The following is a 20,891-nucleotide window of genomic DNA, read 5'->3' as shown; positions in this document are numbered from 1 at the left end:
CTGCCCCCATCGGAACATCTGCACGGATTGGTGCCGGGCATCATACCGCCGTTCCATATAGGGTCAAAGTGGCGAAAATTATTCCGCTGCAAAATTTGATCAAATTATGAAATCCCCCCCTTGCTCATCCGAAACGCCAGTGACAGAGTGTCCGCCAATCGCGGGCACCGCCCCGTCACACCCTGACAATCGGGAGATCGACAGATGATCGAGAAACGTGATTTTTACATCAACGGCCAATGGGTCGCCCCGGCTGCCCCGAATGATTTCGAAGTGATCGACCCATCGACCGAAGCGCCTTGCGCGGTCATCTCGCTTGGCAGTGCGGCGGATACAGATGCTGCCGTCGCGGCTGCAAAGGCGGCGCTGCCGGGCTGGATGGCCACTCCGGTAGAAGAGCGCATCGCGCTGGTCGAAAAGCTGATCGAGATCTATGAGAGCCGCACTGAAGATCTGGCGCAGGCAATGAGCATCGAAATGGGGGCGCCAATTGATATGGCCCGCACCCAGCAGGCGGGCGCTGGCAGCTGGCATCTGCGCAATTTCATCAAGGCAGCCAAGGCGTTCTCCTTCGAAGCGCCGCTGGGCGACCATGCCCCGAATGATCGTATCATCCACGAGGCGGTTGGTGTCGCTGCGCTGATCACGCCGTGGAACTGGCCGATGAATCAGGTCACGCTGAAAGTTGGCGCGGCGGCCATTGCCGGGTGCACCATGGTTCTGAAACCCTCCGAGCAGAGCCCGCTCAATGCAATGATCTTTGCCGAAATGATGGATGCGGCCGGTTTCCCTGCGGGCGTATTCAATCTGGTCAATGGCGACGGCGCCGGTGTCGGCACTCAGCTGTCCAGCCACCCGGACGTGGATATGGTGTCCTTTACCGGGTCGACCCGCGCAGGCACGGCAATTTCCAAGGCCGCAGCCGACACGCTGAAAAAAGTTCATCTGGAGCTGGGTGGCAAAGGCGCCAACGTCATCTTTGAAGATGCCGATGACAAGGCCGTCAAGCGCGGTGTCCTGCATATGATGAACAACACCGGCCAGAGCTGTAACGCCCCAAGCCGGATGCTGGTTCAGAAAAGCATCTATGACAAAGCTGTCGAAGAAGCTGCTGCTGTTGCCAGCAAGGTGGAGGTTGGCCCCGCCTCCAGCGAAGGCCGCCACATCGGGCCGGTTGTGAACGAACTGCAATGGACTAAGATCCAGGATCTGATCCAGAAAGGCATCGACGAAGGCGCCCGCCTTGTCGCAGGTGGAACCGGCCGTCCTGATGGGCTGAACCAGGGTTTCTATGTCAAGCCCACCGTCTTTGCCGATGTGAACAACCAGATGACCATCGCCCGCGAAGAGATCTTTGGCCCGGTGCTGTCGATTATCCCCTTCGAGACCGAAGAAGAAGCGATCGAAATCGCCAACGATACCCCCTACGGGCTGACCAATTATGTGCAGACACAGGATGCGGCCCGTGCCAATCGCATGGCTCGCAAACTGCGCGCCGGCATGATCGAGATGAACGGCAAATCCCGCTCCGCCGGATCTCCCTTTGGTGGAATGAAGCAATCTGGCAACGGCCGCGAAGGCGGCAGCTGGGGCATCGAGGACTTCCTGGAAGTCAAAGCCGTCGGCGGCTGGGCCGCAGAATAGGCCTATTTTTCAGGGTCATAACAACAGGAGCCGCCCCTAGAGGGCGGCTCCTTGCTTTCCTGCATCAGGGCTTTGCTGGGACCAGGGCTTTTCTGGCGCCTCATGCTGGTGCAAAACAGGCTCTAATTGGGCAGTTCAAGCACCAGTTGGGGCAGGCCGTCGGAGGTACACTCAGCTGAGCGGCCATCCCAGCCGATGGTTCCGGTGATCCGCTGGCGCAGCGCTGAGAAACTGTCGAATTTCACAACATCGACCGGTTGTTCCAGATGCAGGGTAACGCGTCGTCGGGCGCCGCCAGCAAACACCTGCAACCCTCGCAGCTCGGCTGTGAAGGCCTGGCCAAGGTAGCTGCCCCTCAGGATCTGCCCGATCTGCAACGCCTGCTGCGCAACATCCGGGCGTGGCCTGTCAGCCTTGGCGCTGATCGTGTTCCAATCCTTGTAGCCATATTGCCGGGCCACCATTTCAAGCGCGGCGCTATGCGAGAGTGTGTGGTTACGTGCCTGCAACTGAGCGCGCAGATTGCGGGCCTGCTGCTTGAGGCTCCCAATGGGCGGGAGATCTGTCTGGCTATTTGTCATTCTTGCCTCTTGTCCAATCAACAAGATGCGCCGGATAAATGGGGCCCGCATTGCCATTGGCGCATCACATGGATGGGCGAAAGACAGGAGTTTCAGCGCGGGGGTTCACCATGGTCTTCTCAACCGCGAGCGGCAGGGCCCCGACCCTTACGTCAGCCTTAGGCCGTTCAATCGGCCGAGGTCAAGACCCAAGCCAGCCTGCACAACAGTTGCTGACCTGATTGTCACGCCCCGGCCGCATCAGCAGATGACATCAGATATCCGTCTGGCGAAGCCACGCGGCTGTGATTTTTCGCTTGATCTAAACCTGACTTGAGATTGCAGGCTGTCGCTACCTGACCATTCAGCGGAGCCTTAAGATGATCCATGTACAGGATAACGCTACCGGCAAAACACATATCGAAACGGAACTGACCGGAATCTATGAGACGCATCTGACGGTTAAAGACCTAGACCGTGCGATGACATTCTACGGAGAGACCATGGGTTTGCAGCTGGCCCACCATCTGCCGGAACGACAGGTCGCATTCTACTGGGTGGGCGGTCAGTCTCAGGGAATGCTGGGGCTCTGGGCCGGTGGATCCGCACCGATGGGACTGCGGCTGCACATGGCGTTTCGCAGTACCGTAGCGGCAATGGATGGCATCTGTGACCGGTTGACGGATGCGGGAATCATACCGCTCGATTTTCACGGCAGCCCAACCGATGAGCCGGTGGTGCTGGGCTGGATGCCGGCGCTCTCGATCTACTTCAAGGATCCTGACGGGCATTCAATCGAGATCCTCGCACCAATGCCGGATCAGCCGGATCCCGATTTCGGCATCGCAGCCCTTGGTGACTGGCAGGCGCGATACGGCGGATGAGCGAGGGCGGGACTGGTCACGACACTGCTTCACGCATATGAACGCCCCTGTAGCTCTTCGAGGGACCGACGATGATTATCACCCGCCTGCACGGCCGACTGGGCAACCAGATGTTCCAATATGCCGCCGGGCGCGCGCTGGCGGATCGGCTCGGGGTCTCGCTGGCGCTGGACAGCCGTGGCGCGGAGCTGCGCGGCGAAGGTGTCCTGACACGTGTCTTCGACCTTGATTTGGCGGCGCCGGACAAATTACCTCCGCTGCGCCAGACCGAACCACTGCGCTATGCGGTATGGCGCAGCCTCGGGCAGAGGTTGGGTGCAGGACCGAAACTCCGGCGAGAAGCTGGCCTTGGCTACAATGCAGATTTCGAACACTGGGGCGACGACAGCTATCTGCACGGCTATTGGCAGAGCGAGCACTATTTCAATGGGTGCGCTGAACGGATCAGGCGGGACTTCACCTTTCCTGACTTCTCAAATCAGCAGAACGCCGAGATGGCGGCCAGGATCAGTGAGAGCAACGCGATCTCGCTGCATGTTCGGCGGGGCGATTATCTGACGCTCGCGGCGCATGTGCTTTGCGATCAGTCTTATTACGAAGCCGCGCTGCAACAGGTGCTGGACGGGCTGGAGGGACAGCCAACGGTCTATGTCTTCTCGGACGATCCGCAGTGGGCCAAGGACAACCTCCCCCTCCCCTGTGACAAGGTGGTGGTGGATTTCAATGGCGCGGACACCGACTACGAGGACATGCGCCTGATGAGCCTGTGCAGACATAACATCATCGGCAACAGCTCCTTCTCCTGGTGGGCCGCCTGGTTGAACCAGACTGCGAAGCGCCGGGTTGCGGGACCGGCAAAATGGTTCGGCGACCCCAAGCTGAACAACCCCGATATCCTGCCACCGGACTGGCTGCGGATCAGCGTCTAGTAACTGCTGCGATCAGAACGGCGCCTTGACGCGGAACTTCATCGATTCGCCGCTGTCGGGATGTTTGATACGCAGCTCTTCTGCGTGCAGCATCATGCGTGGATGATCCAGTGCAGCCCCCTGAGCGTAAAGCGGATCGCCCAGAATGGCGTGTCCGAGCGAGAGCATATGCACACGCAACTGATGCGAGCGACCTGTCTTTGGCGTCAGACGCACACGTGTTGCGGCCTCTTCATATTTTATCACCCGCCAATCGGTCACCGCCTCCTTGCCAGTGTCATGGCAGACCATCTGGCGCGGGCGGTTTGGCCAATCGACGATCAGCGGCAAATCGACGGTCCCGCTGCGCGGCTTTAGCCTGCCACCGATGCGCGCGATATAGGCTTTCTTTGCGGTACGTTTTTCAAACTGCATCGAGAGATGGCGTTGGGCGTGCGGAGTGACCGCAAACACCATTACGCCGGAGGTATCGCGATCCAGTCGATGGACCAGCAACGCCTCGGGAAACACTGCCTGCAAGCGGGTGAGCAGACAGTCCGCAAGGTGTTCTCCGCGCCCCGGTACGCTCAGCAGACCATGGGGCTTGTTCACCACCAATAGCTGCGCGTCATGATGCAGGATATCCAATGGATCCGTCGGCGGGGTATAATCGCTAGAAACAGTCATGCCCGCGTCCCTAGCGATCCGGCGCCCGCAGGGCAAGGTATCGCTACGTCGTGCTTGCCCGGGATCTGGCGGAGCGTCAGGGTGGCGGTAACCCCTGCCTCACCGCGGGCTCCCTGTTCTGAGAGGTGCAGCATGACACATCCGACCATTAACAGGCTGCAAGAGGTTGTTGCCAAAGGCGACGACCGCCAGATTGCAGATCTCCTGGCGGAGGATGTGCAGTTCCTGCCCCCGACCTATTGGAAAACATGGACCGGTCGCGCACCAGTGGCGGCGATTCTGGGTCATGTCGGTCAGGTATTCAGTGACTTTCGCTATCGTCGGATCATGGGGGACGGAAACGACTGGGCGTTGGAGTTCCAGTGCAAGATCGGCGAGTTCGATGCCGTGGGCGTTGACCTGATCACGTTGAATTCGCACGGCCTGATCAGCCATTTCGAGGTGGTCATGCGCCCCTATAAAAGCGTCGGCGTGCTGCGCGCCGCAATCATGGAACGGGTCACCACCGACCCACGATTTCTGCAATATCAAAAGGCGCTCAGCTGATCGGCATCGATCATATCGCCCGCATTGTCCTGCTGCCGCTTCTGGTGGTGCAGGCAGTTAACGTCCGGCGCAGGGCGCTGAACCTGCCGGAACCCTCGGGGCCTCGGTTCGGCCAACAGGGACAGGGCACGCCGCTACGGCTGTTGATTGTCGGCGACAGCTCAGCTGCTGGTGTCGGTGTCGGTCGCCAGAACGATGCGCTCTCCGGTCAACTGACATCGCGCCTGACGCAAGGTCGGCATCTGACCTGGCGGCTGGAGGCCACAACCGGGCATCGCAGCGCAGATGCTCTGGCGCGGGTGCGTGCGCTGCCGCCGCAGACCTTTGACGTTGCGGTTCTGGCATTGGGGGTCAATGACGTGACCCGGCTTGCGCGGCGGCGACGGTTTCACATGGAACAGTGCGCGCTGATCAAGCTCCTGCGGGACCGGTTTGGTGTCAGGCTCGTGGTCTTGTCAGGAGTGCCACCAATGGCAGATTTTCCAGCCCTTCCCCAACCGCTGGCTTGGGTCCTGGGTCGCCACGCGGCGCGGCTGGACCGGGTTCTATCCAACTTAGCCGCAGGAAATCACGATGTCATCCACCTGCCATTCACGATGGCGCCCGACCCAGCGCTGGCAGCGCAGGACGGCTATCATCCGTCGGCAGCCGCCTATTCTCTTTGGGCTGAAACCTTGGCAGAGACCATCAACGCGGAACTGTCCTGCACATCCCGGCCCGCCCCTCAGGCCCGGCGCATCTGCCGCACCAATGAGACCGAGTAGATCACCAGCGCGAGCCAGATCATCGGAAAGGCGATCATGCGCGCGCGACCGAAATCTTCGCCAAAAATGAACACCGCTGCCAGAAATATCATCGTCGGAGCAATATATTGCAGGATACCGATGGTGGAGAGCCGCAGCAGTTTGGCGCCATTGGCATAGGTGATCAGCGGCACCGCTGTGACCAAACCACAGCCCAGCAGCAACGCGGTGTCACTGAACGCTCCCGCGAAATGCGCGTCACCGGAGGCCGTAAGATAGAGCAGATATCCCAGCGCCGGAGGGGTCAGGATCAGCACTTCCAGCATGAAACCCTGATTGGGGCCGACCGGCAGGGATTTCTTGAAGAACGCATAGAACCCCCAGCTGAGAGTAAGACCAATGGCAGCCCACGGCAGGCGCCCGGCGTCAACGGCAAGCACCAGCACCGCCAGTGCCGCCAGACCGATTGCGACCAGCTGTGCCGGCAACAATCTCTCTCCCAGCAAAAGTGCACCCAACATGACGCTGAACAGCGGGTTGATATAATACCCCAGCGCCGCATCAAGCGCATGCCCGGTTGCAATCGACCACACATAGATGCCCCAATTCACTGAGATCAGCGCCGCTGTCACCGCCCCCATCATCAAGACCTTGGGCGAGGTCAGCGCCGCGCGCAGATCACGGGTTCGACGCAGGATAATGAGTAGCACACCCGCCACGGGCACCGACCAGATTACCCGATGCGCGACAACTTCGGCGGCGGGCATATGTGCCAGCGCTTTCATATAGATCGGCAGAAATCCCCACATCAGATAGGCGGAAACTGCAAAGGCAAGGCCCTGCGGCGTGTCTTTGTTCTCAACTGATGAGGTCATCGTGGAATCTCCCTGAGCCGCGTTTATGACAGCTCAGCGCGCAATTGACAGAGCGGAAGCACAAAGAACACTGCTGTCGGCGATGGTAGACGGCCTTATCGGATCGGCGGGGAAAGAGTGCGCGAACTGCGCACATTTTCTCCCGCTGATCTCGCCCCCATAGGTTCCTTAGAGGTGACCTATGCCTTCACCCGCTCCGATTTCGGATCATACATCGGCTTCAGGGAAGCTTCGGCTTTCACTTTCACGCCGCAGACGTCGATCTCATAGACCGAACCCAGCACATCCGCTGCGCTTTCCCCCTCGCAGGGCACATAGCCCATGCCGATGGCGGCACCCAGCGTGTGGCCGTAGTTACCGGAGCTGAGATAGCCCACGTATTTACCGTCGCGGATGATCGGCTCGTTGTGGAACAGCAGCGGCTCGGGGGCGGTCAGTTTGAACTGAACCATGCGGTTCTTGGGACCGCTCTCCTTGCGCTCCAGCACCGCGGCCTTGCCGATAAAGTCGTCCTTGCCGACGGCAACCGCAAAGCCAAGCCCTGCATCGATCACATTGTCTTCGCAAGTGATGTCGTGGCCGAAGTGGCGGAAGCCCTTCTCGATCCGGCAGCTGTCCATCATGTGCATACCGCAGAGCTTCAGCCCCATGTCCTGGCCAGCCTCCCAGAGGGTTTCGAAGGCGTGGCCGGACATCTCCGCCGGGATGTAGATCTCCCAGCCCAGTTCGCCCACATAGGTCACCCGGTGGACACGGGCGAGGCCCATGCCCAGCTCGATCTCCTGCGCGGTGCCAAAGGGGTTCACGTCATTGGAGAAATCATTGGGCGAGATTTTCTGCAACAGCTTGCGCGCGTTCGGCCCCATCACGGCCAACACACCCTCGCCTGCGGTCACATCAGTCAGCACGACGTTGAAACCGCCCTTATGGCGCATCATCCAGGTCTGATCCGCCAGACGGGTCACCGCCGGGGTTACGACCAGATAGACGGTCTCGCTCAGGCGGGTGACGGTCACATCCGCCTCAATCCCGCCGCGCGGGTTCAGGAACTGGGTGTAGACAATCTTGCCCGCCGGAACCGAAACATTGGCGCCGCAGATGTAGTTCAGGAACTTCTCCGCATCCGGGCCTTCAACGCGGATCTTGCCGAAGGAAGACATGTCGTACATGCCGACATTTTCCCGCACGGCGCGGTGTTCGGCGGCAGCGTTTTCGAACCAGTTCTGGCGCTTCCAGCTGTACTGGTATTCCCGCTCCTGGCCAGCGTTTGCGAACCAGTTGGCGCGCTCCCAGCCGCCTATTTCGCCGAAAACGGCGCCCTGTTCCTTGAGGTGATAATGGAACGGGGTGCGGCGCACGCCGCGGGCCGTGGCCTTCTGGCGGTAGGGGAAATGGTCCGCATACAGGAGGCCCAGAGTCTCTTTTGAACGCTCGAACAGATAGTGTTTATTACCCTGGAACGGGTGCATGCGGGAGATGTCCACATCGCCGAGGTCAAACGGCTTCTGGCCGTCTTCCATCCACTGCGCCAGCGCCATGCCGGCACCGCCTGCAGACTGGATGCCGATTGAGTTGAAGCCTGCCGCGACCCAGAAATTGTCCATCTCCGGCGCCAGGCCCAGATGGTAGGCATCATCCGGGGTGAAGGATTCCGGTCCGTTGAAGAACGTGTGGATGCCCGCCTCCGCCAGCAGCGGCATCCGGTTGCAGGCGGCTTCCAGGATCGGCTCGAAGTGGTCGAAATCCTCGGGCAGCTGGTCGAACTCAAAGCTGTCGGGTATGCCGTTCATCGCCCAGGGCTTGGCGTTCGGTTCAAACGCTCCCAGCAGGATCTTTCCTGCATCTTCTTTGTAGTAGGCGCATTCGTCCGGCACCCGCAGCACTGGCATCTGGGTCAGGCCTTCGATGCCTTCGGTGACGATGTAGAAGTGCTCGCAGGCGTGCAGCGGCACGTTGACGCCTGCCATGCGGCCGACCTCATGCCCCCACATGCCGGCGCAGTTCACCACCATGTCGCATTCAATATGGCCCTGCGCCCCGCCATCGTCGCTGACCCAGTCCACACCGGTGACGCGGCGGCCCTGCTTGGCGATGCCGGTGACCTTGATGCGCTCCTTGACCAGCGCACCGCGCTGGCGGGCGCCCTTGGCCAGGGCCAATGCGATGTTGGCCGGGTCCGCCTGCCCGTCGGTCGGCAGCCAGACGCCGCCGGTCACGCCGTCCAGATTGATGTGCTCGTAGCGCTCCTTCACCTCCTTAGGCGACAGCTCCTCCACCGGCACGCCAAAGGCGCGCGCCATGGCGGCGTTGCGGTAGAGCTCCTCAAGCCGCTCATTGGTCAGGGCAGCGGACACCGACCCCACCTGACGCATACCCGTCGCGACTCCGGTTTCTGCCTCAAGCCCCAAATAGAGCTCGGCCGAATAGCGGGCGAGTTTGGTCATGTTGGAGGACGCGCGCAGTTGGCCGATCAGCCCCGCAGCATGCCATGTGGTGCCGGAGGTCAGCTGCTTGCGCTCCAGCAGCACCACATCCTGCCAGCCGAGCTTGGTCAGGTGATAAGCCACCGAGCAGCCGATCACGCCGCCGCCGATGATGACCACGCGGGCCTTGTTGGGAAGATCGCTCATCTTGTGTCTCCTGATCTCGTTTGATCAGACCCTGCCACAGATAGGCGACAGGAAATGTATGAAAAACGCCAATTTTGCCGCTGTATTCTCCGCCGCTAATGGGCGGGTTTCCGACGTCGCTCCATGGACTGGGAAGCGCGTCGTGACTTTCGCAGGGCAAATGGGGTAATGCCGAAAAAAGCCTTATACAGGGTCGAAAACCCGTTGGAGAATCCGCAGGCCAATCCGATTTCCCGCACGCTCATAGTGGTGTTGAGCAGCAGATTATTCGCCTTGTTCAGCCGCATTTCGCGGTAAAACCCGTTTGGAGTGGTCCCCAGAAAAGTATTGAACTTGCGCTCCAGCGATCGGGTCGAAATCCCCAGTTGATCCACGATCTCGTTGATCGGCAACGGGTCTTCGATGTGCTCCTGCATCACGCGAATGGCCTGATCGAGGTCAGCATCACCGGTAACCGTTGGCTTCACACCTGAGAAGGGTTGCAGCGATGCGTAATCGCGTATCTTGTCATGCAGCAGGATATTGGCAACCGTCACCTGGGCGGCGGCCGTTGTCAGCTGTCCAATCAGGGCCAGAACGATATCCACCGTCGACCCCATTCCGGCACAGGTCACAACCTGACCATCCTCGCTTGCAAGCGCGAAGTTGGCGTCAAACAATCCAATACGTTCGCGCATCAAAGTGGCGTTTTCCCAATGTGTCGTGTGGAGCGCCCCCTGCTTTCCGCTGTCGCGGATGTACCTGCTTGCCGCCTCAGCCAGCAGATAGACTTTGGCTCCGCGCGCGCGGTATTTGCTGATCAGCGGCCCCATCGACAGCGCAGGGCAATCGGGATCCGTGTTGCCAAGAACAAAAACACAATCCGCCTCGGCGCGGCTTGCAAAAGGCTCCGTCTCGACAAAGGCACCCGCCCGGCAGCCGATCTGACCACCCGCTGCGGAGCGAAGGGTCCAGGAGAACGGTGGCTGCGCCAACACCCGATTGGCCAGGCGCAGCGGCTCCACCACGGCGGAAAATTCCGTCAGGACGAAACCTTCGCTCAGCAGGATATCAACCTGCCACCGACGTCCCCCAGGGGCGGGGCCCCCGGAGGTCGCGCGAGGGTCAGGCCCGGAGCCGGTCATTGCCCGGATCCCACAGTGGTTCGTCTTTTTGAACCACCGCACGGTATTTCTCACCGTAGATTTCGATCTCCAGTTCGGTTCCGGGCACCGCCAACTCAGGTCGCACCATGCCCAGCGCGATGGAGGCATTCACACGGTAGCCCCAGTCGCCAGAGGTGGTTTCGCCCACGATCTCGTCATCCTTCCAGATGCAGGACATATAGGGCGCGTCCGCCTCCCCGGCATCGACAATCAGGGTGACAAAGGATTTCTTCACCCCACGCTGCTTTTCGGCCTGGATCGCGGCCTTGCCCGGGAAATCCTGCGGTTTGTCCAGCTTGACGAAGCGCTCCAGCCCGCCTTCAAGCAGCGAGTAGTCGGTGGACAGGTCACCCTTCCAGGTGCGGTAGCCCTTTTCGATGCGCAGGGAGTTCAGCGCGTACATGCCAAACGGCTTGGCGCCGCCCGCCAGCAGGGCCTCGTAAATCTCCGGTTGATGCGCGTTGGCGCAATGGACCTCCCAGCCCAGTTCGCCAGCAAAGGACACCCGCGCCAGGAAGGCGGGCTTGCCCGCGACCGTGGCTTCCTGATGGGTCAGCCAGCCCAGCGACAGATCGGCATCCGAGATGCCCGCCAGCAGCTCCCGCGATTTCGGGCCGGTGACGATCATGGTTGCAAATTCGGTGGTGCGGTCGGTCAGGGTCAGGCCCTCGGGCAGCGCCTTCTTCAGGATCTCGAAGTCGTGCCACTGGGCCGAGCCCGCGGTGATCAGGGTGAAGTGGTCCTCGCCATGACGGATGCAGGACATCTCCGTCAGGATACGGCCGCGGTTATCTGCGAAGTAGACCAGGTTCATCCGGCCCGCCTTGGGCAGACCCCCGGTGATCATCCCGCGCAGAAACTCGGCTGCGCCCTCACCGTCCAGGTTGAAACGGGAGAAACCCGGCAGGTCCAGCACGCCAACATCGTCGCGGACCGCTTCGCATTCTTCCTTGATCCGCTGCTGCCACGGGCCGGAGCGGCCCCAGGTATGGGTGGTCTCCTCGGAGGTGTCGTCACCATCCTTTGCAAACCAGTTGGCGCGCTCCCAGCCGTTGTAGGCGCCCATCTGGCCGCCGAGCTCCTTGATGCGGCAATGCACCTGGCTGACTTTCTTGTCGCGCGCTGCCGGCCATTCGTGGTGCGGGAAGTGCATGGCGTATTCGTTGCCGTAGACTTCCATGCCTTTTTTATCGCAGTAATCCTGGTCGGTATAGTCGGTGTAGCGGCGCGGATCGCAGGACCACATGTCCCACTCGGTCTGGCCGTCGGCGATCCATTCCGCCAGCACCTTGCCGGCACCGCCGCCCTGGGCGATGCCAAAGGTAAAGACGCAAGCCTCGAACGCGTTGTCCACGCCCGGCATCGGGCCCAGCAGCGGCAGACCGTCGGGGGCATAGGGAATCGGGCCGTTGATCACGCTGGAGACGCCGGTGGACGCCATCAGCGGCACCCGCGCCATCGCGTCGGTGACGATATCCTCGATCCGGTCCAGATCGTCCGACCACAGCTGGAACGAAAAATCGTCCGGCATCCGGTCGTCCTCGGTCATCCAGTGGCCCCTGCAGTTCGGCTCGTAGGGGCCGAGGTTGTAGCCGTTCTTCTCCTGACGCAGGTAATAGGACACATCCACGTCGCGGATCAGTGGCAGCTTCTTGCCGGTCTTCTTGGTGTGCTCTTCGATCTCGGGGATCTGCTCGGTCAGCAGATACTGGTGGCTCATCACCATCATCGGCACGGTGCGCCCGCCATAGGGCTTGAACCACTCTCCGACACGCTGGGCATAATAACCGGCGGCGTTCACCACATAATCACAGGCAATATCGCCCTTATCGGTATGCACGATCCAGGTCTTGTCTTCCTTCTGGGTGACACCGGTTGCCGGGCAGAAGCGGATGATCCTCGCCCCCATGTCGCGGGCGCCCTTGGCCAACGCCTGCGTCACCTGCGCCGGGTCGATGTCGCCGTCTGACGGATCCCACAGCACACCTTGCAGGTCGTGGGTCTCCAGGAACGGATAACGCTCCTTGGCCTGCTCAGGCGTCCATATCTCCATCCCGATGCCCTGATAGCGGCCCATGGAGCAGGCGCGTTCAAACTCCTGCATTCGCTCCTTGGTATGGGCCAGACGGACAGAGCCGGTCTGATGATAGTTCATCGGATAGTCGACCTCTTCACCGAGGCGGTCATACAGCTCGGTCGAGTAGCGCTGCATGTTCATGATCGCCCAAGAGGTCGAGAATGTCGGAACATTGCCCGCCGCATGCCATGTCGAACCGGCTGTCAGTTCGTTCTTTTCCAGGAGGACGCAATCCGTCCATCCCTTCTTCCCAAGATGATACAGTGCCGAACAGCCGACGACGCCACCGCCGATGATGACCACACGGGCCTTGTTTGGAAAATCGGACATGATTGCTCCCTGATGTCAGTCCTCTTGCGGCACGCCGTCCGCGATGTCGTAGTAGTCGCCCTTGTCCGCAACAAAGATATGCTTCTCTAGGGAGACACCGGTAGGTGCCTCGACCGAGCCAAGCGAAAAACAGATCGCGTCCCCATCTTCAGCTTTCCAGAACAGAAACGATCCGCAACGGGCGCAGAAACCCCGTTTCGCCACCGGACTGGCCGCGTACCAGCTCACCTCGCCGGAGATCATCAGCTCTGCCTCCGGCAAGCGAGCCGACGACCATATACCCCCGGATTGCCGACGGCATTGGCCGCAGTGACACATCGAGGCGCCCTGCGGTTGGGCGGATGTCTCATAATGAATGCCCCCGCAAAGACAGGACCCCTTGATCATCTTGCAACCTCCAGGTTGGGAGCGCTGCTCGCGCCGAGCAGAACGCCGTAAACAATCAAACAAATTGCCAGCAGGCGACGGATCCAGACGCTGAAGACGGCTTTCATTGCAGCTTTTCCCAGGCCGGCACCCAGCAGGGTAAAACCGGTGTAACTCAGAGTGGTCAGGCCCAAGGCAGTGGGCACGATCACCAGCATCTGGTCCCAGACCGGCACGTCCGGCTGGATGAACTGCGAGAACGCGGCGAGATAACCCGCCACGCTCTTCGGATTGATCACGGCCACCGCCAAGGCGTGCAGGTAGATGTGACGGGCGGGCCGGACAGTGGCCGGAACCGGGCGTGTCGCGTTGCGCCAACCACGCCAACCCAGATAAATCAGAAACCCGGCGCCAATCAGCTTGGCCACCAGAAATCCGGTGGGCGAGGCTGCGATCAGAGTCGTCACCCCCAGGGCCGACAGCAATAGGAACAACGTCGCTTGCGTCAGGATCGCCAGAACACCGACCATTGCACGCCCAAACCCCAAGGCCATTCCGTTGGAGATACAATTCACCGCATTCGGCCCGGGTGTGGTCACGAAGACAGCCCAGAACAACGCAAATATGATCCAGGCATCAATACTCATCAGTACACCGGCGGAGCAATAACCCAGACCGCGACGGCCGGCGTGTCATAGGGGTTGGCCCATTGGTACGGCTCTTCCTTGATCCGGAAACTGTCGCCGGGCCCCACGGTGAAACTGCGCCCCCCGATCAGCAGGTCCAACCGGCCTGAAATCATGTAGCCAACCTCCTGCGTCGGGCGGTCGGCGGGGGTCTGCATCCGCGAATGCGGACGAAAGGTGGAGTGCACCATCTCGAAGTCATCGGTCAGATCGGGCGACAGCAGTTCTTCGATCAGACCTTCGTCGCCCGACCCCATCGGACGGCGCGCGCCTGCGCGGACAATGTACCCCTGTTCTGAAACCGGCGCCGCCGAATGGGCAAACAACATCGACATCGGCACATCCAACGAGCTGGCAATCGCTCTAAGATCAGAAATCGACGGCTCCGACATATCCCGCTCGACCTGGCTCAACCAGCCAACAGACCGACCAAGACGTCCCGCAAGATCGGCAAGCGTCACGCCACGCGCCTTACGCAAGGCGCGCAGATCCGCACCGAGTGTTGCGTGATATGGTGATTGATCTGTCACAGGGGCTCCATGAAAAAGCGGGTCATTTTTTCACGATGCACTGGCTTTGTGAAATTTCAAAGCCTTTTTTCATGAACGGCCCTGACAAACAAAAACCGGGGCCATAAAGGCGCCCGGCTTCGTCATCTTTCCATAAATACTCTGGGGTGAGACCGTCAGGCCGAGGGGCAACGCCCCTTGATCACCGAATCAATCGGCGCGGCTGAAGACCTGCTTCAATATGAGCGTCAGCTGCTCTGCGTCTTCTTGCGTGAAGGCATCCGGCTGATCGCTGTCGATATCAAACACGCCGATCAGCGCTCCGTCGCGGTTCCAGACCGGCAGCACCAACTCGGACCGTGTCGATGACGCACATGCGATATGGCCCGGAAAGGCGTCAACATCGGCGACCAGCTGCACCTCACCGCTGCGCGCCGCTGCTCCGCAGACGCCGCGTGAAAACGGGATCTGCAAACATCCATGCCCACCCTGATAGGGGCCAATCTTCAGCAATTGCGGCGCCACTACCCGATAAAACCCAGTCCAGTTGAACCGATCATCGCTGTGGTGGATCTCACAGGTCACGGTTGCCATCAGCGCAACTTCGTCAGTCTCGCCCTCAGTCAGTGCAGCGATAGTCTTGGCAAGTGTTTCGTACTCGACCTGCAAGAGCAGCCCTCCTCAAGTGTAGCAGAGGGGGCTGTCTGCCCCCTCTTGACCTTAAGGTCAATTCACCCCCGAGAGTATTTTGGTAAAGGTGACATTCACACCCGCTCGATCGCGATTGCCGTTCCCTCGCCGCCGCCGATACAGATGGCAGCGATCCCCCGTTTGAGACCGCGTTTTTCCAGCGCGTTGAGCAAGGTCACAATAATCCGCGCACCAGAGGCCCCAATCGGATGCCCCAACGCGCAGGCACCGCCGTTCACATTCACCTTGTCGCGCGGCAGCCCCATTTCACGCATGAAGGCCATGGGCACAACTGCGAAGGCTTCATTCACCTCCCACAGGTCGACATCATCGGTGGTCCAGCCGATCTTCTCCATCAGCTTCTTCGCTGCTGGGACTGGAGCAGTTGTGAACAGACCCGGCGCCTGTGCGTGGCTTGCATGCCCCATGATCCGGGCGCGTATGGTCAAGCCTTGCGCCTCGGCAGCCTCCTGCGAGGCCAGAACCAAGGCCGCCGCGCCATCGGAGATCGAGGAGGCATTTGCTGCCGTTACGGTGCCATCCTTGCGGAAGGCCGGTTTGAGCGTCGGGATCTTGTCGGGGCGCGCCGATTTCGGCTGCTCATCGGCATCCGTCACGACCTCGCCTTTTCGAGTTTTTACGGTGACAGCTGCGATTTCACCGTCAAACGCACCGCTTTCCTGTGCGGCCAGCGCATTGGATAGCGATGTCAGCGCGTATTCGTCCTGCGCTTCACGGGTGAATTGATAGGTCTCAGCGCAATCCTCGGCAAAGCTCCCCATCAGGCGGCCCTTGTCATAGGCGTCCTCGAGGCCGTCGAGAAACATATGATCAACCACCTGCCCGTGCCCGATCCGCGCGCCATTGCGCATCTTCGGCAGAAGATAAGGCGCATTGGTCATGCTCTCCATACCGCCCGCAACCATGGTATCGGTCTGCCCAAGCGCGATCTGATCATAAGCAATCATCGCGGCCTTCATCCCGGAGCCACACATCTTGTTCAGCGTCGTTGCAGGCACCTCTTCTCCGAGGCCAGCCGCAAACCCGGCCTGTCGCGCGGGCGCCTGGCCCTGGCCCGCCGGAAGGACGCAGCCCATCAGGACCTCATCCACCGTGCTGGCGCCTGCCCCCTCAAGAGCTGCGCGGATTGCAGCGCCGCCGAGGTCGGCGGCCGCGACGCCGTCGTACATGCCCTGAAAACCTCCCATCGGGGTTCGGGCCGCGCCTGCGATCACTACATTTTTCATCTAATATTCCTCCTAATCTCGAAATAGTGCATACAAAATCGTAAGGATTGACGTCTAGTTTGATCGTCAACACATATTGACGCGGGGACACTCATGAGCCTGACGAGCACAACAGCAGATGGTACACAGATCGTGACCGTCAATGCCGAACGCATTGATGCAGCGATGGCCATCCAATTCAAAGAAGACATGCGCGCGACCACCGAAAATGGCCCTGATCGCGTCATTCTTGATCTGTCCGAAGTAAAATTCATCGATTCCAGCGGTCTTGGTGCTATTGTAGCTGCTATGAAGCAGCTCGGACAGGGCCGAAAACTGGATCTCGCCGGGCTGACGCCGATGGTCGACAAGGTGTTTCGACTGACGCGAATGGATACTGTTTTTGATTTGTATGCGTCACTGAGCGACGCAACGACTGCCACCCGCATCGATTCTTGACCCCACGCGTGTTTGTAACGCGGAGCGAAAAGACTATGGTAGAAACCTTTTCCTGCACGTTCACGGCAACGGAACTGGATGCCAGATCCGGTGTACAGGATGTTGTGGCGCGGCTGCGCAAAATGGGCATCCCGGAAGCCCGGGCGGATGAGGTGCAGATCGCCTTGACTGAGGCGGTGAACAACGTTGTCGAACATGCCTATGCCGGCATGGACATCGGGGATGTCCGCATACGGTGCAATCTGCACCCTGACCAGCTGTGGATCTCGATTGGCGACGGAGGCGCTCCGTTCAAGGATGGCGAATTGCCGATCGCGACCGCGCATGACTTGACTGTTGAGACCGACCAGCTGCCAGAAGGCGGCTTTGGCTGGCTGCTGATCCGCGAACTCACCTCAGATGTGCAATACAAGCGAGATGACAGCGGCAACAACCTTTCCCTGTGTTTCGAAATTCAGATGCGCAACGCCAATAGCGCGTGACGTCTAGCGCCCGAGTTCCGGCATTCAGCGCCACCATGCGGACGGCACATTGGCCACCCGGCGGCGAACACCAGACCTCCTCTCTCCTCTTTATCGCTCGGTTCATCGGGCTACAGGCGGCGCCAGTGCAGATAATCTGCGCCGGAACGGCGCCTTGCCGCATTGCGCCATAGCGACAGCGGCGACTATTTCATCCTCCTTTGTCGTTGCCTTTGCGTCCGTGCGACCTAAGCTGCCTTCCAGTTACAGGAGGCACCATGCGCGATTTTCACTTCCCCGGACGGTCGGCGGTCTTTGCCGAAAATGGTCTTTGCGCCACATCTCATCCGCTGGCGGCGGGCGCGGCCATAGACATTCTGAAACGCGGCGGCAACGCGATGGATGCCGCAATCGCTGGCGCGGTGCTGCTTGGCATCTGTGAACCGCAAATGACCGGGATTGGTGGCGATTGTTTTGTTCTTTACTCCCGCCCCGGCTCGCCGGTTATGGCCCTGAACGGATCGGGGCGTGCCGCCGCGGCCGCCAACGCGGCCGGGCTGCGGGCGGATGGGTTGAGCGCGGTTCCCCTGACCAGCGCACATGCAGTGACCATACCCGGTGCAATCGACGCCTTCTGCAAACTCTCCGATACCGAAGGGCGGTTGGGGCTGGATGCCATCCTTGCCCCTGCTATCCACTATGCCGAAGTTGGGGTTCCGGTGGCTCCGCGAGTGGCCTTTGACTGGCAGAACGATGCCGACACGCTTCAGGGCAGCGCCCGCGACCAGTATCTTTTTGATGGTGAGCCACCGCGGATCGGGCAGATATTTCGCGCTCTAGGTCAGGCCGAGGTATTGCGGCGCGTCGCCAAAGACGGGCGTGATGCGTTTTATACGGGCGAGGTAGCCGAAGATATGATTGCTGCGTTGCAAGCCCGCGGCGGGTTGCAACGCAGCGAGGATTTTGCCGCTACGCAGGCTGACGTCACCATACCGGTTGTCGGCAGCTACAAGGATATCGAGCTGGTCGAACACCCGCCAAATGGTCAGGGAGCCACGGCTATTCTGATGCTGAATATCCTGAAGCATTTCGATATGGCAGGCATGAACCCAGTTGGCGCAGAACGTATTCACATCGAAGCTGAAGCCGCAAAGCTCGCCTATGATGCGCGCAACCGGTTCATTGCGGATCCAGATCACACGGTCCGTTTGGACCATATGCTGGCGCCGGAAACGGCGGTGCGCCTGGCCGAGCTGATCAATCCGAAGCGCGCGATGGCTGCACCTGCTCCGATCAGTGAGGCAGTGCATAAAGACACGATCTATATCACCGTCGTCGACAAGGACCGCATGGCCGTTTCGCTGATCTATTCGATCTTCCACGGTTTCGGATCGGGGATCGCCTCCGACAAGTTTGGCATTCTGTTGCAAAACCGCGGCGCAGGTTTCACCTTGGAAGAGGGCCACCCCAACATGCTGGCAGGCGGCAAGCGGCCAATGCACACCATCATTCCGGGAATGCTGTGCAAGGAAGGCGCGGTCACCATGCCCTTTGGCGTGATGGGTGGTGCCTATCAGCCCAATGGTCACGCGCGATTCGTCTCTAACATGACGGATTTTCGCATGGATCCCCAGGCGGCGATCGATTTGCCCCGCGCCTTTGCCGATGGCGCCACCCTGAAGGTCGAACGCGGCTACAGCGATGTGGTGAGGCAAGAGCTCGCGGATATGGGCCACAACATCACGATACCGGAGACCGCAATTGGCGGAGCACAGGCGATCCAGATTCATCGCTCAGGTGTGCTGGAAGGTGCCAGCGACCCTCGGAAAGATGGCTGCGCTCTGGGGTATTAAACCGCACGACAGGACCGCAATTGAGAGAAATGGATCTTCGCACTTTGGCCGCGCCAGTGCGGAGTTCATAAGGCTGAGGTCCAAACGCCTGCCGCTTATATCAGTTCAGTTGATAATGCAGCTCATAGCTGCCTTCGTCAAAACTGCCGAACATCTCTGGAATATCGGGGTGCCCCACAGGTTCGCCGGAATAGTCGGCGATCAGGTTCTGTTCCGACACATAGGCCACGTAGTAGGTCTGATCGTTTTCCGCCAGCAGATGGTAATACGGCTGGTCCTTCACCGGGCGGCTGTCTTCGGGAATGGCCTCGTACCATTCCTCGGTATTGGCAAACTCTGGATCGACGTCGAACACAACTCCGCGAAAGGGATGTTTGCGGTGGCGGACAACCTGTCCCAGATTATATTTTGCGCGCGTTCTAAGCATGAATGCTGTTCCTATCGCCTCATGATACTCTGCGACAAGGGAAAATGTCGAATCCACGGCCCGGTTTCGCCGGAAACACTGTGTCATTCACGATAGAACAATGCTGTCGCCGTATACCTGCGCCTTCTGAGCCCTCGGCAAACAGCCGCGATAGCGCTCGGGTGCAGGGCTTTGCGCAGATGAACCCTTGGTTTCTGGGCAGCCAGCTTTCATATAGGGGGCAAGTTGGAAATGGAGAGCAAGCGCATGATCGATATTCTTGGCGGCGCGGGAGATATGGCCCCCGCAGGTGATCTGGTCAAAGACGTGACCGAGGCAACATTCATGCAGGACATTGTCGATGCGTCGATGCATGCACCGGTGATCGTCGATTTCTGGGCTCCTTGGTGTGGCCCCTGCAAAACACTTGGACCCGCGCTGGAAGCTGCCGTGACCAAGGCAAAAGGCGCTGTCACCATGGCGAAGATCGACGTGGATCAGAACCAACGTCTGGTTCAGGCCCTCTCGCAGCAAGGACTTCCTTTGCAGTCAATCCCGACGGTTGTCGCCTTTGTTCAGGGGCGGCCCATTGACATGTTTCAAGGCGCCGTAGCGCCATCTGAAATCGACGCATTCATCAAACGTGCAATCGAAGCAGCTGGTGGCAGCGCGGACGGCGGGCTGGGCGAAGCTGTCGAAGCGGCCGAGCAGATGCTGTCCGATGGTGATTTCGCGGATGCGGCGCAGACCTTCGCCGCCGTGCTTGGCGAAGATGATCACAGCGCCGCCGCCTACGGGGGGCTGGCACGCGCCCATGTCGCCATGGGAGATCTCGACCAGGCGGAGGCGGTGCTCAATGGCGCACCTGCCGATATCTCCGATGCCGCAGAAATCGAGGCCGCTCATGCCCAGATCGCCCTGGCTCGTCAGGCCGAGAATGCAGGTCCCGTGACGGAACTGCGCGCAACCGTGGACGCCTACCCCGAGGACCATCAGGCCCGGTTTGATCTGGCACAGGCCCTGCACGCAGCTGGCGACACCCAAGCCGCAGTGGATGAACTCCTGACATTGTTCCGCAAAGACCAAGAGTGGAACGACGGCGCGGCCAAAGCACAGTTGTTCACAATTTTCGACGCTCTGAAGCCAAACGATCCGATTGTCCTCAATGGTCGGCGCAAACTCAGCTCCATCATATTTGCCTAGGGC

At 60.1% G+C, this 20,891-nt stretch carries 21 protein-coding genes; 9 read left to right on the top strand and 12 right to left on the bottom strand.

The features are described 5' to 3' along the window. Nucleotides 1–204 precede the first annotated feature (204 nt). Nucleotides 205–1,644 carry an aldehyde dehydrogenase family protein gene (locus VWZ87_RS14835; protein ID WP_416534486.1) on the top strand — a complete coding sequence of 480 codons (1,440 nt, stop codon included), beginning with the start codon at nt 205–207 and terminating at the stop codon, nt 1,642–1,644. Between the two features lie 122 nt (nt 1,645–1,766). Here the strand turns inward: VWZ87_RS14835 and VWZ87_RS14830 are convergent, their stop codons facing one another. Next, nucleotides 1,767–2,225, bottom strand: a complete 459-nt coding sequence (locus tag VWZ87_RS14830) for a glyoxalase superfamily protein (RefSeq protein WP_416534485.1) — start codon at nt 2,223–2,225, stop codon at nt 1,767–1,769. Nucleotides 2,226–2,584: 359 nt separating this feature from the next. Between VWZ87_RS14830 and VWZ87_RS14825 the strand changes: the two genes are divergently transcribed. Together VWZ87_RS14825 and VWZ87_RS14820 are read left to right on the top strand one after the other, a co-directional pair. Further along, complete coding sequence (locus tag VWZ87_RS14825; protein ID WP_416534484.1) at nt 2,585–3,088, top strand: VOC family protein; 504 nt, start codon at nt 2,585–2,587, stop codon at nt 3,086–3,088. Nucleotides 3,089–3,159: 71 nt separating this feature from the next. After that, entirely contained in the window at nt 3,160–4,017 is an 858-nt protein-coding gene (locus VWZ87_RS14820; protein WP_416534483.1) for an alpha-1,2-fucosyltransferase, read from the top strand. Nucleotides 4,018–4,029: 12 nt separating this feature from the next. Here the strand turns inward: VWZ87_RS14820 and VWZ87_RS14815 are convergent, their stop codons facing one another. Next, nucleotides 4,030–4,683, bottom strand: coding sequence for an RluA family pseudouridine synthase (locus VWZ87_RS14815; protein WP_416534482.1), 654 nt, complete (start codon nt 4,681–4,683; stop codon nt 4,030–4,032). Nucleotides 4,684–4,815: 132 nt separating this feature from the next. Between VWZ87_RS14815 and VWZ87_RS14810 the strand changes: the two genes are divergently transcribed. Continuing rightward, nucleotides 4,816–5,229, top strand: coding sequence for a nuclear transport factor 2 family protein (locus VWZ87_RS14810; protein WP_416534481.1), 414 nt, complete (start codon nt 4,816–4,818; stop codon nt 5,227–5,229). Between the two features lie 44 nt (nt 5,230–5,273). Further along, the gene (locus tag VWZ87_RS14805; RefSeq protein WP_416534480.1) at nt 5,274–5,993 is read left to right on the top strand and encodes an SGNH/GDSL hydrolase family protein; all 720 of its coding nucleotides are present in this window, start codon (nt 5,274–5,276) and stop codon (nt 5,991–5,993) included. On the opposite strand, the gene rarD is transcribed toward VWZ87_RS14805, so the two are convergent. The 9 genes from rarD to VWZ87_RS14760 form a co-directional block, all read right to left on the bottom strand. After that, the gene (gene rarD, locus VWZ87_RS14800) at nt 5,954–6,847 is read right to left on the bottom strand and encodes an EamA family transporter RarD (RefSeq protein WP_340546911.1); all 894 of its coding nucleotides are present in this window, start codon (nt 6,845–6,847) and stop codon (nt 5,954–5,956) included. The two genes, VWZ87_RS14805 and rarD, sit on opposite strands and share 40 nt — an antisense overlap. Before the next feature lie 179 nt (nt 6,848–7,026). Then, nucleotides 7,027–9,477, bottom strand: coding sequence for a GcvT family protein (locus tag VWZ87_RS14795; protein WP_416534479.1), 2,451 nt, complete (start codon nt 9,475–9,477; stop codon nt 7,027–7,029). A 95-nt stretch (nt 9,478–9,572) separates the two neighbouring features. Next, a complete protein-coding gene (locus tag VWZ87_RS14790) occupies nt 9,573–10,601 on the bottom strand; it encodes a GlxA family transcriptional regulator (protein ID WP_416534478.1) in 1,029 nt (342 codons plus the stop codon). Beyond that, entirely contained in the window at nt 10,582–13,029 is a 2,448-nt protein-coding gene (locus VWZ87_RS14785; protein WP_416534477.1) for a GcvT family protein, read from the bottom strand. Before VWZ87_RS14785 ends, VWZ87_RS14790 begins: the two co-directional genes overlap by 20 nt. 15 nt (nt 13,030–13,044) lie before the next feature. Continuing rightward, entirely contained in the window at nt 13,045–13,416 is a 372-nt protein-coding gene (locus VWZ87_RS14780; RefSeq protein WP_416534476.1) for a GFA family protein, read from the bottom strand. After that, nucleotides 13,413–14,042 carry a LysE family translocator gene (locus VWZ87_RS14775; protein WP_416534475.1) on the bottom strand — a complete coding sequence of 210 codons (630 nt, stop codon included), beginning with the start codon at nt 14,040–14,042 and terminating at the stop codon, nt 13,413–13,415. Before VWZ87_RS14775 ends, VWZ87_RS14780 begins: the two co-directional genes overlap by 4 nt. After that, nucleotides 14,042–14,611 (bottom strand): helix-turn-helix domain-containing protein, encoded by a 570-nt coding sequence (locus tag VWZ87_RS14770; RefSeq protein ID WP_340546917.1) that lies wholly within the window; start codon nt 14,609–14,611, stop codon nt 14,042–14,044. Before VWZ87_RS14770 ends, VWZ87_RS14775 begins: the two co-directional genes overlap by 1 nt. A 189-nt stretch (nt 14,612–14,800) precedes the next feature. Continuing rightward, on the bottom strand, nt 14,801–15,259 hold the full coding sequence (locus VWZ87_RS14765) for a GAF domain-containing protein (RefSeq protein ID WP_416534474.1): 459 nt from the start codon (nt 15,257–15,259) through the stop codon (nt 14,801–14,803). Nucleotides 15,260–15,354: 95 nt separating this feature from the next. Beyond that, entirely contained in the window at nt 15,355–16,527 is a 1,173-nt protein-coding gene (locus tag VWZ87_RS14760; RefSeq protein WP_416534473.1) for a thiolase family protein, read from the bottom strand. Nucleotides 16,528–16,620: 93 nt separating this feature from the next. On the opposite strand from VWZ87_RS14760, the gene VWZ87_RS14755 reads away from it, so the two are divergent. The 3 genes from VWZ87_RS14755 (at nt 16,621) to VWZ87_RS14745 (ending at nt 19,279) form a co-directional block, all read left to right on the top strand. Then, nucleotides 16,621–16,965, top strand: a complete 345-nt coding sequence (locus VWZ87_RS14755; protein WP_340546920.1) for an STAS domain-containing protein — start codon at nt 16,621–16,623, stop codon at nt 16,963–16,965. A gap of 35 nt (nt 16,966–17,000) precedes the next feature. Further along, entirely contained in the window at nt 17,001–17,447 is a 447-nt protein-coding gene (locus tag VWZ87_RS14750) for an ATP-binding protein (protein WP_340546921.1), read from the top strand. 257 nt (nt 17,448–17,704) lie between these two features. Next, a complete protein-coding gene (locus VWZ87_RS14745; RefSeq protein WP_416534472.1) occupies nt 17,705–19,279 on the top strand; it encodes a gamma-glutamyltransferase family protein in 1,575 nt (524 codons plus the stop codon). 100 nt (nt 19,280–19,379) lie between these two features. Here VWZ87_RS14745 and hspQ read toward each other — a convergent pair whose 3' ends face one another. Continuing rightward, on the bottom strand, nt 19,380–19,706 hold the full coding sequence (hspQ, locus tag VWZ87_RS14740; protein ID WP_340546923.1) for a heat shock protein HspQ: 327 nt from the start codon (nt 19,704–19,706) through the stop codon (nt 19,380–19,382). Nucleotides 19,707–19,952: 246 nt separating this feature from the next. Here hspQ and VWZ87_RS14735 point away from each other — a divergent pair, with 246 nt between their 5' ends. After that, entirely contained in the window at nt 19,953–20,888 is a 936-nt protein-coding gene (locus tag VWZ87_RS14735) for a tetratricopeptide repeat protein (RefSeq protein WP_416534471.1), read from the top strand. The last annotated feature ends 3 nt before the right edge of the window (nt 20,889–20,891 follow it).

It is taken from the genome of Phaeobacter sp. JH20_37 (assembly GCF_048056015.1).
Taxonomy (GTDB): Bacteria; Pseudomonadota; Alphaproteobacteria; order Rhodobacterales; family Rhodobacteraceae; genus Phaeobacter; species Phaeobacter bryozoorum.
Note: the sequence above shows the minus strand (reverse complement) of the source record. Positions and strands in the feature narration are given on the sequence as shown.

Bases quoted from the DNA above. Each gene is read 5' to 3' on its own strand.
- VWZ87_RS14795 (WP_416534479.1), bottom strand. From the start codon at position 9,477: ATGAGCGATCTTCCCAACAAGGCCCGCGTGGTCATCATCGGCGGCGGC.
- VWZ87_RS14755 (WP_340546920.1), top strand. From the start codon at position 16,621: ATGAGCCTGACGAGCACAACAGCAGATGGTACACAGATCGTGACCGTC.
- VWZ87_RS14780 (WP_416534476.1), bottom strand. From the start codon at position 13,416: ATGATCAAGGGGTCCTGTCTTTGCGGGGGCATTCATTATGAGACATCC.
- VWZ87_RS14735 (WP_416534471.1), top strand. From the start codon at position 19,953: ATGATCGATATTCTTGGCGGCGCGGGAGATATGGCCCCCGCAGGTGAT.
- hspQ (WP_340546923.1), bottom strand. From the start codon at position 19,706: ATGCTTAGAACGCGCGCAAAATATAATCTGGGACAGGTTGTCCGCCAC.
- VWZ87_RS14825 (WP_416534484.1), top strand. From the start codon at position 2,585: ATGATCCATGTACAGGATAACGCTACCGGCAAAACACATATCGAAACG.
- VWZ87_RS14745 (WP_416534472.1), top strand. From the start codon at position 17,705: ATGCGCGATTTTCACTTCCCCGGACGGTCGGCGGTCTTTGCCGAAAAT.
- VWZ87_RS14820 (WP_416534483.1), top strand. From the start codon at position 3,160: ATGATTATCACCCGCCTGCACGGCCGACTGGGCAACCAGATGTTCCAA.
- rarD (WP_340546911.1), bottom strand. From the start codon at position 6,847: ATGACCTCATCAGTTGAGAACAAAGACACGCCGCAGGGCCTTGCCTTT.
- VWZ87_RS14760 (WP_416534473.1), bottom strand. From the start codon at position 16,527: ATGAAAAATGTAGTGATCGCAGGCGCGGCCCGAACCCCGATGGGAGGT.
- VWZ87_RS14810 (WP_416534481.1), top strand. From the start codon at position 4,816: ATGACACATCCGACCATTAACAGGCTGCAAGAGGTTGTTGCCAAAGGC.
- VWZ87_RS14835 (WP_416534486.1), top strand. From the start codon at position 205: ATGATCGAGAAACGTGATTTTTACATCAACGGCCAATGGGTCGCCCCG.
- VWZ87_RS14790 (WP_416534478.1), bottom strand. From the start codon at position 10,601: ATGACCGGCTCCGGGCCTGACCCTCGCGCGACCTCCGGGGGCCCCGCC.
- VWZ87_RS14815 (WP_416534482.1), bottom strand. From the start codon at position 4,683: ATGACTGTTTCTAGCGATTATACCCCGCCGACGGATCCATTGGATATC.
- VWZ87_RS14750 (WP_340546921.1), top strand. From the start codon at position 17,001: ATGGTAGAAACCTTTTCCTGCACGTTCACGGCAACGGAACTGGATGCC.
- VWZ87_RS14785 (WP_416534477.1), bottom strand. From the start codon at position 13,029: ATGTCCGATTTTCCAAACAAGGCCCGTGTGGTCATCATCGGCGGTGGC.
- VWZ87_RS14830 (WP_416534485.1), bottom strand. From the start codon at position 2,225: ATGACAAATAGCCAGACAGATCTCCCGCCCATTGGGAGCCTCAAGCAG.
- VWZ87_RS14775 (WP_416534475.1), bottom strand. From the start codon at position 14,042: ATGAGTATTGATGCCTGGATCATATTTGCGTTGTTCTGGGCTGTCTTC.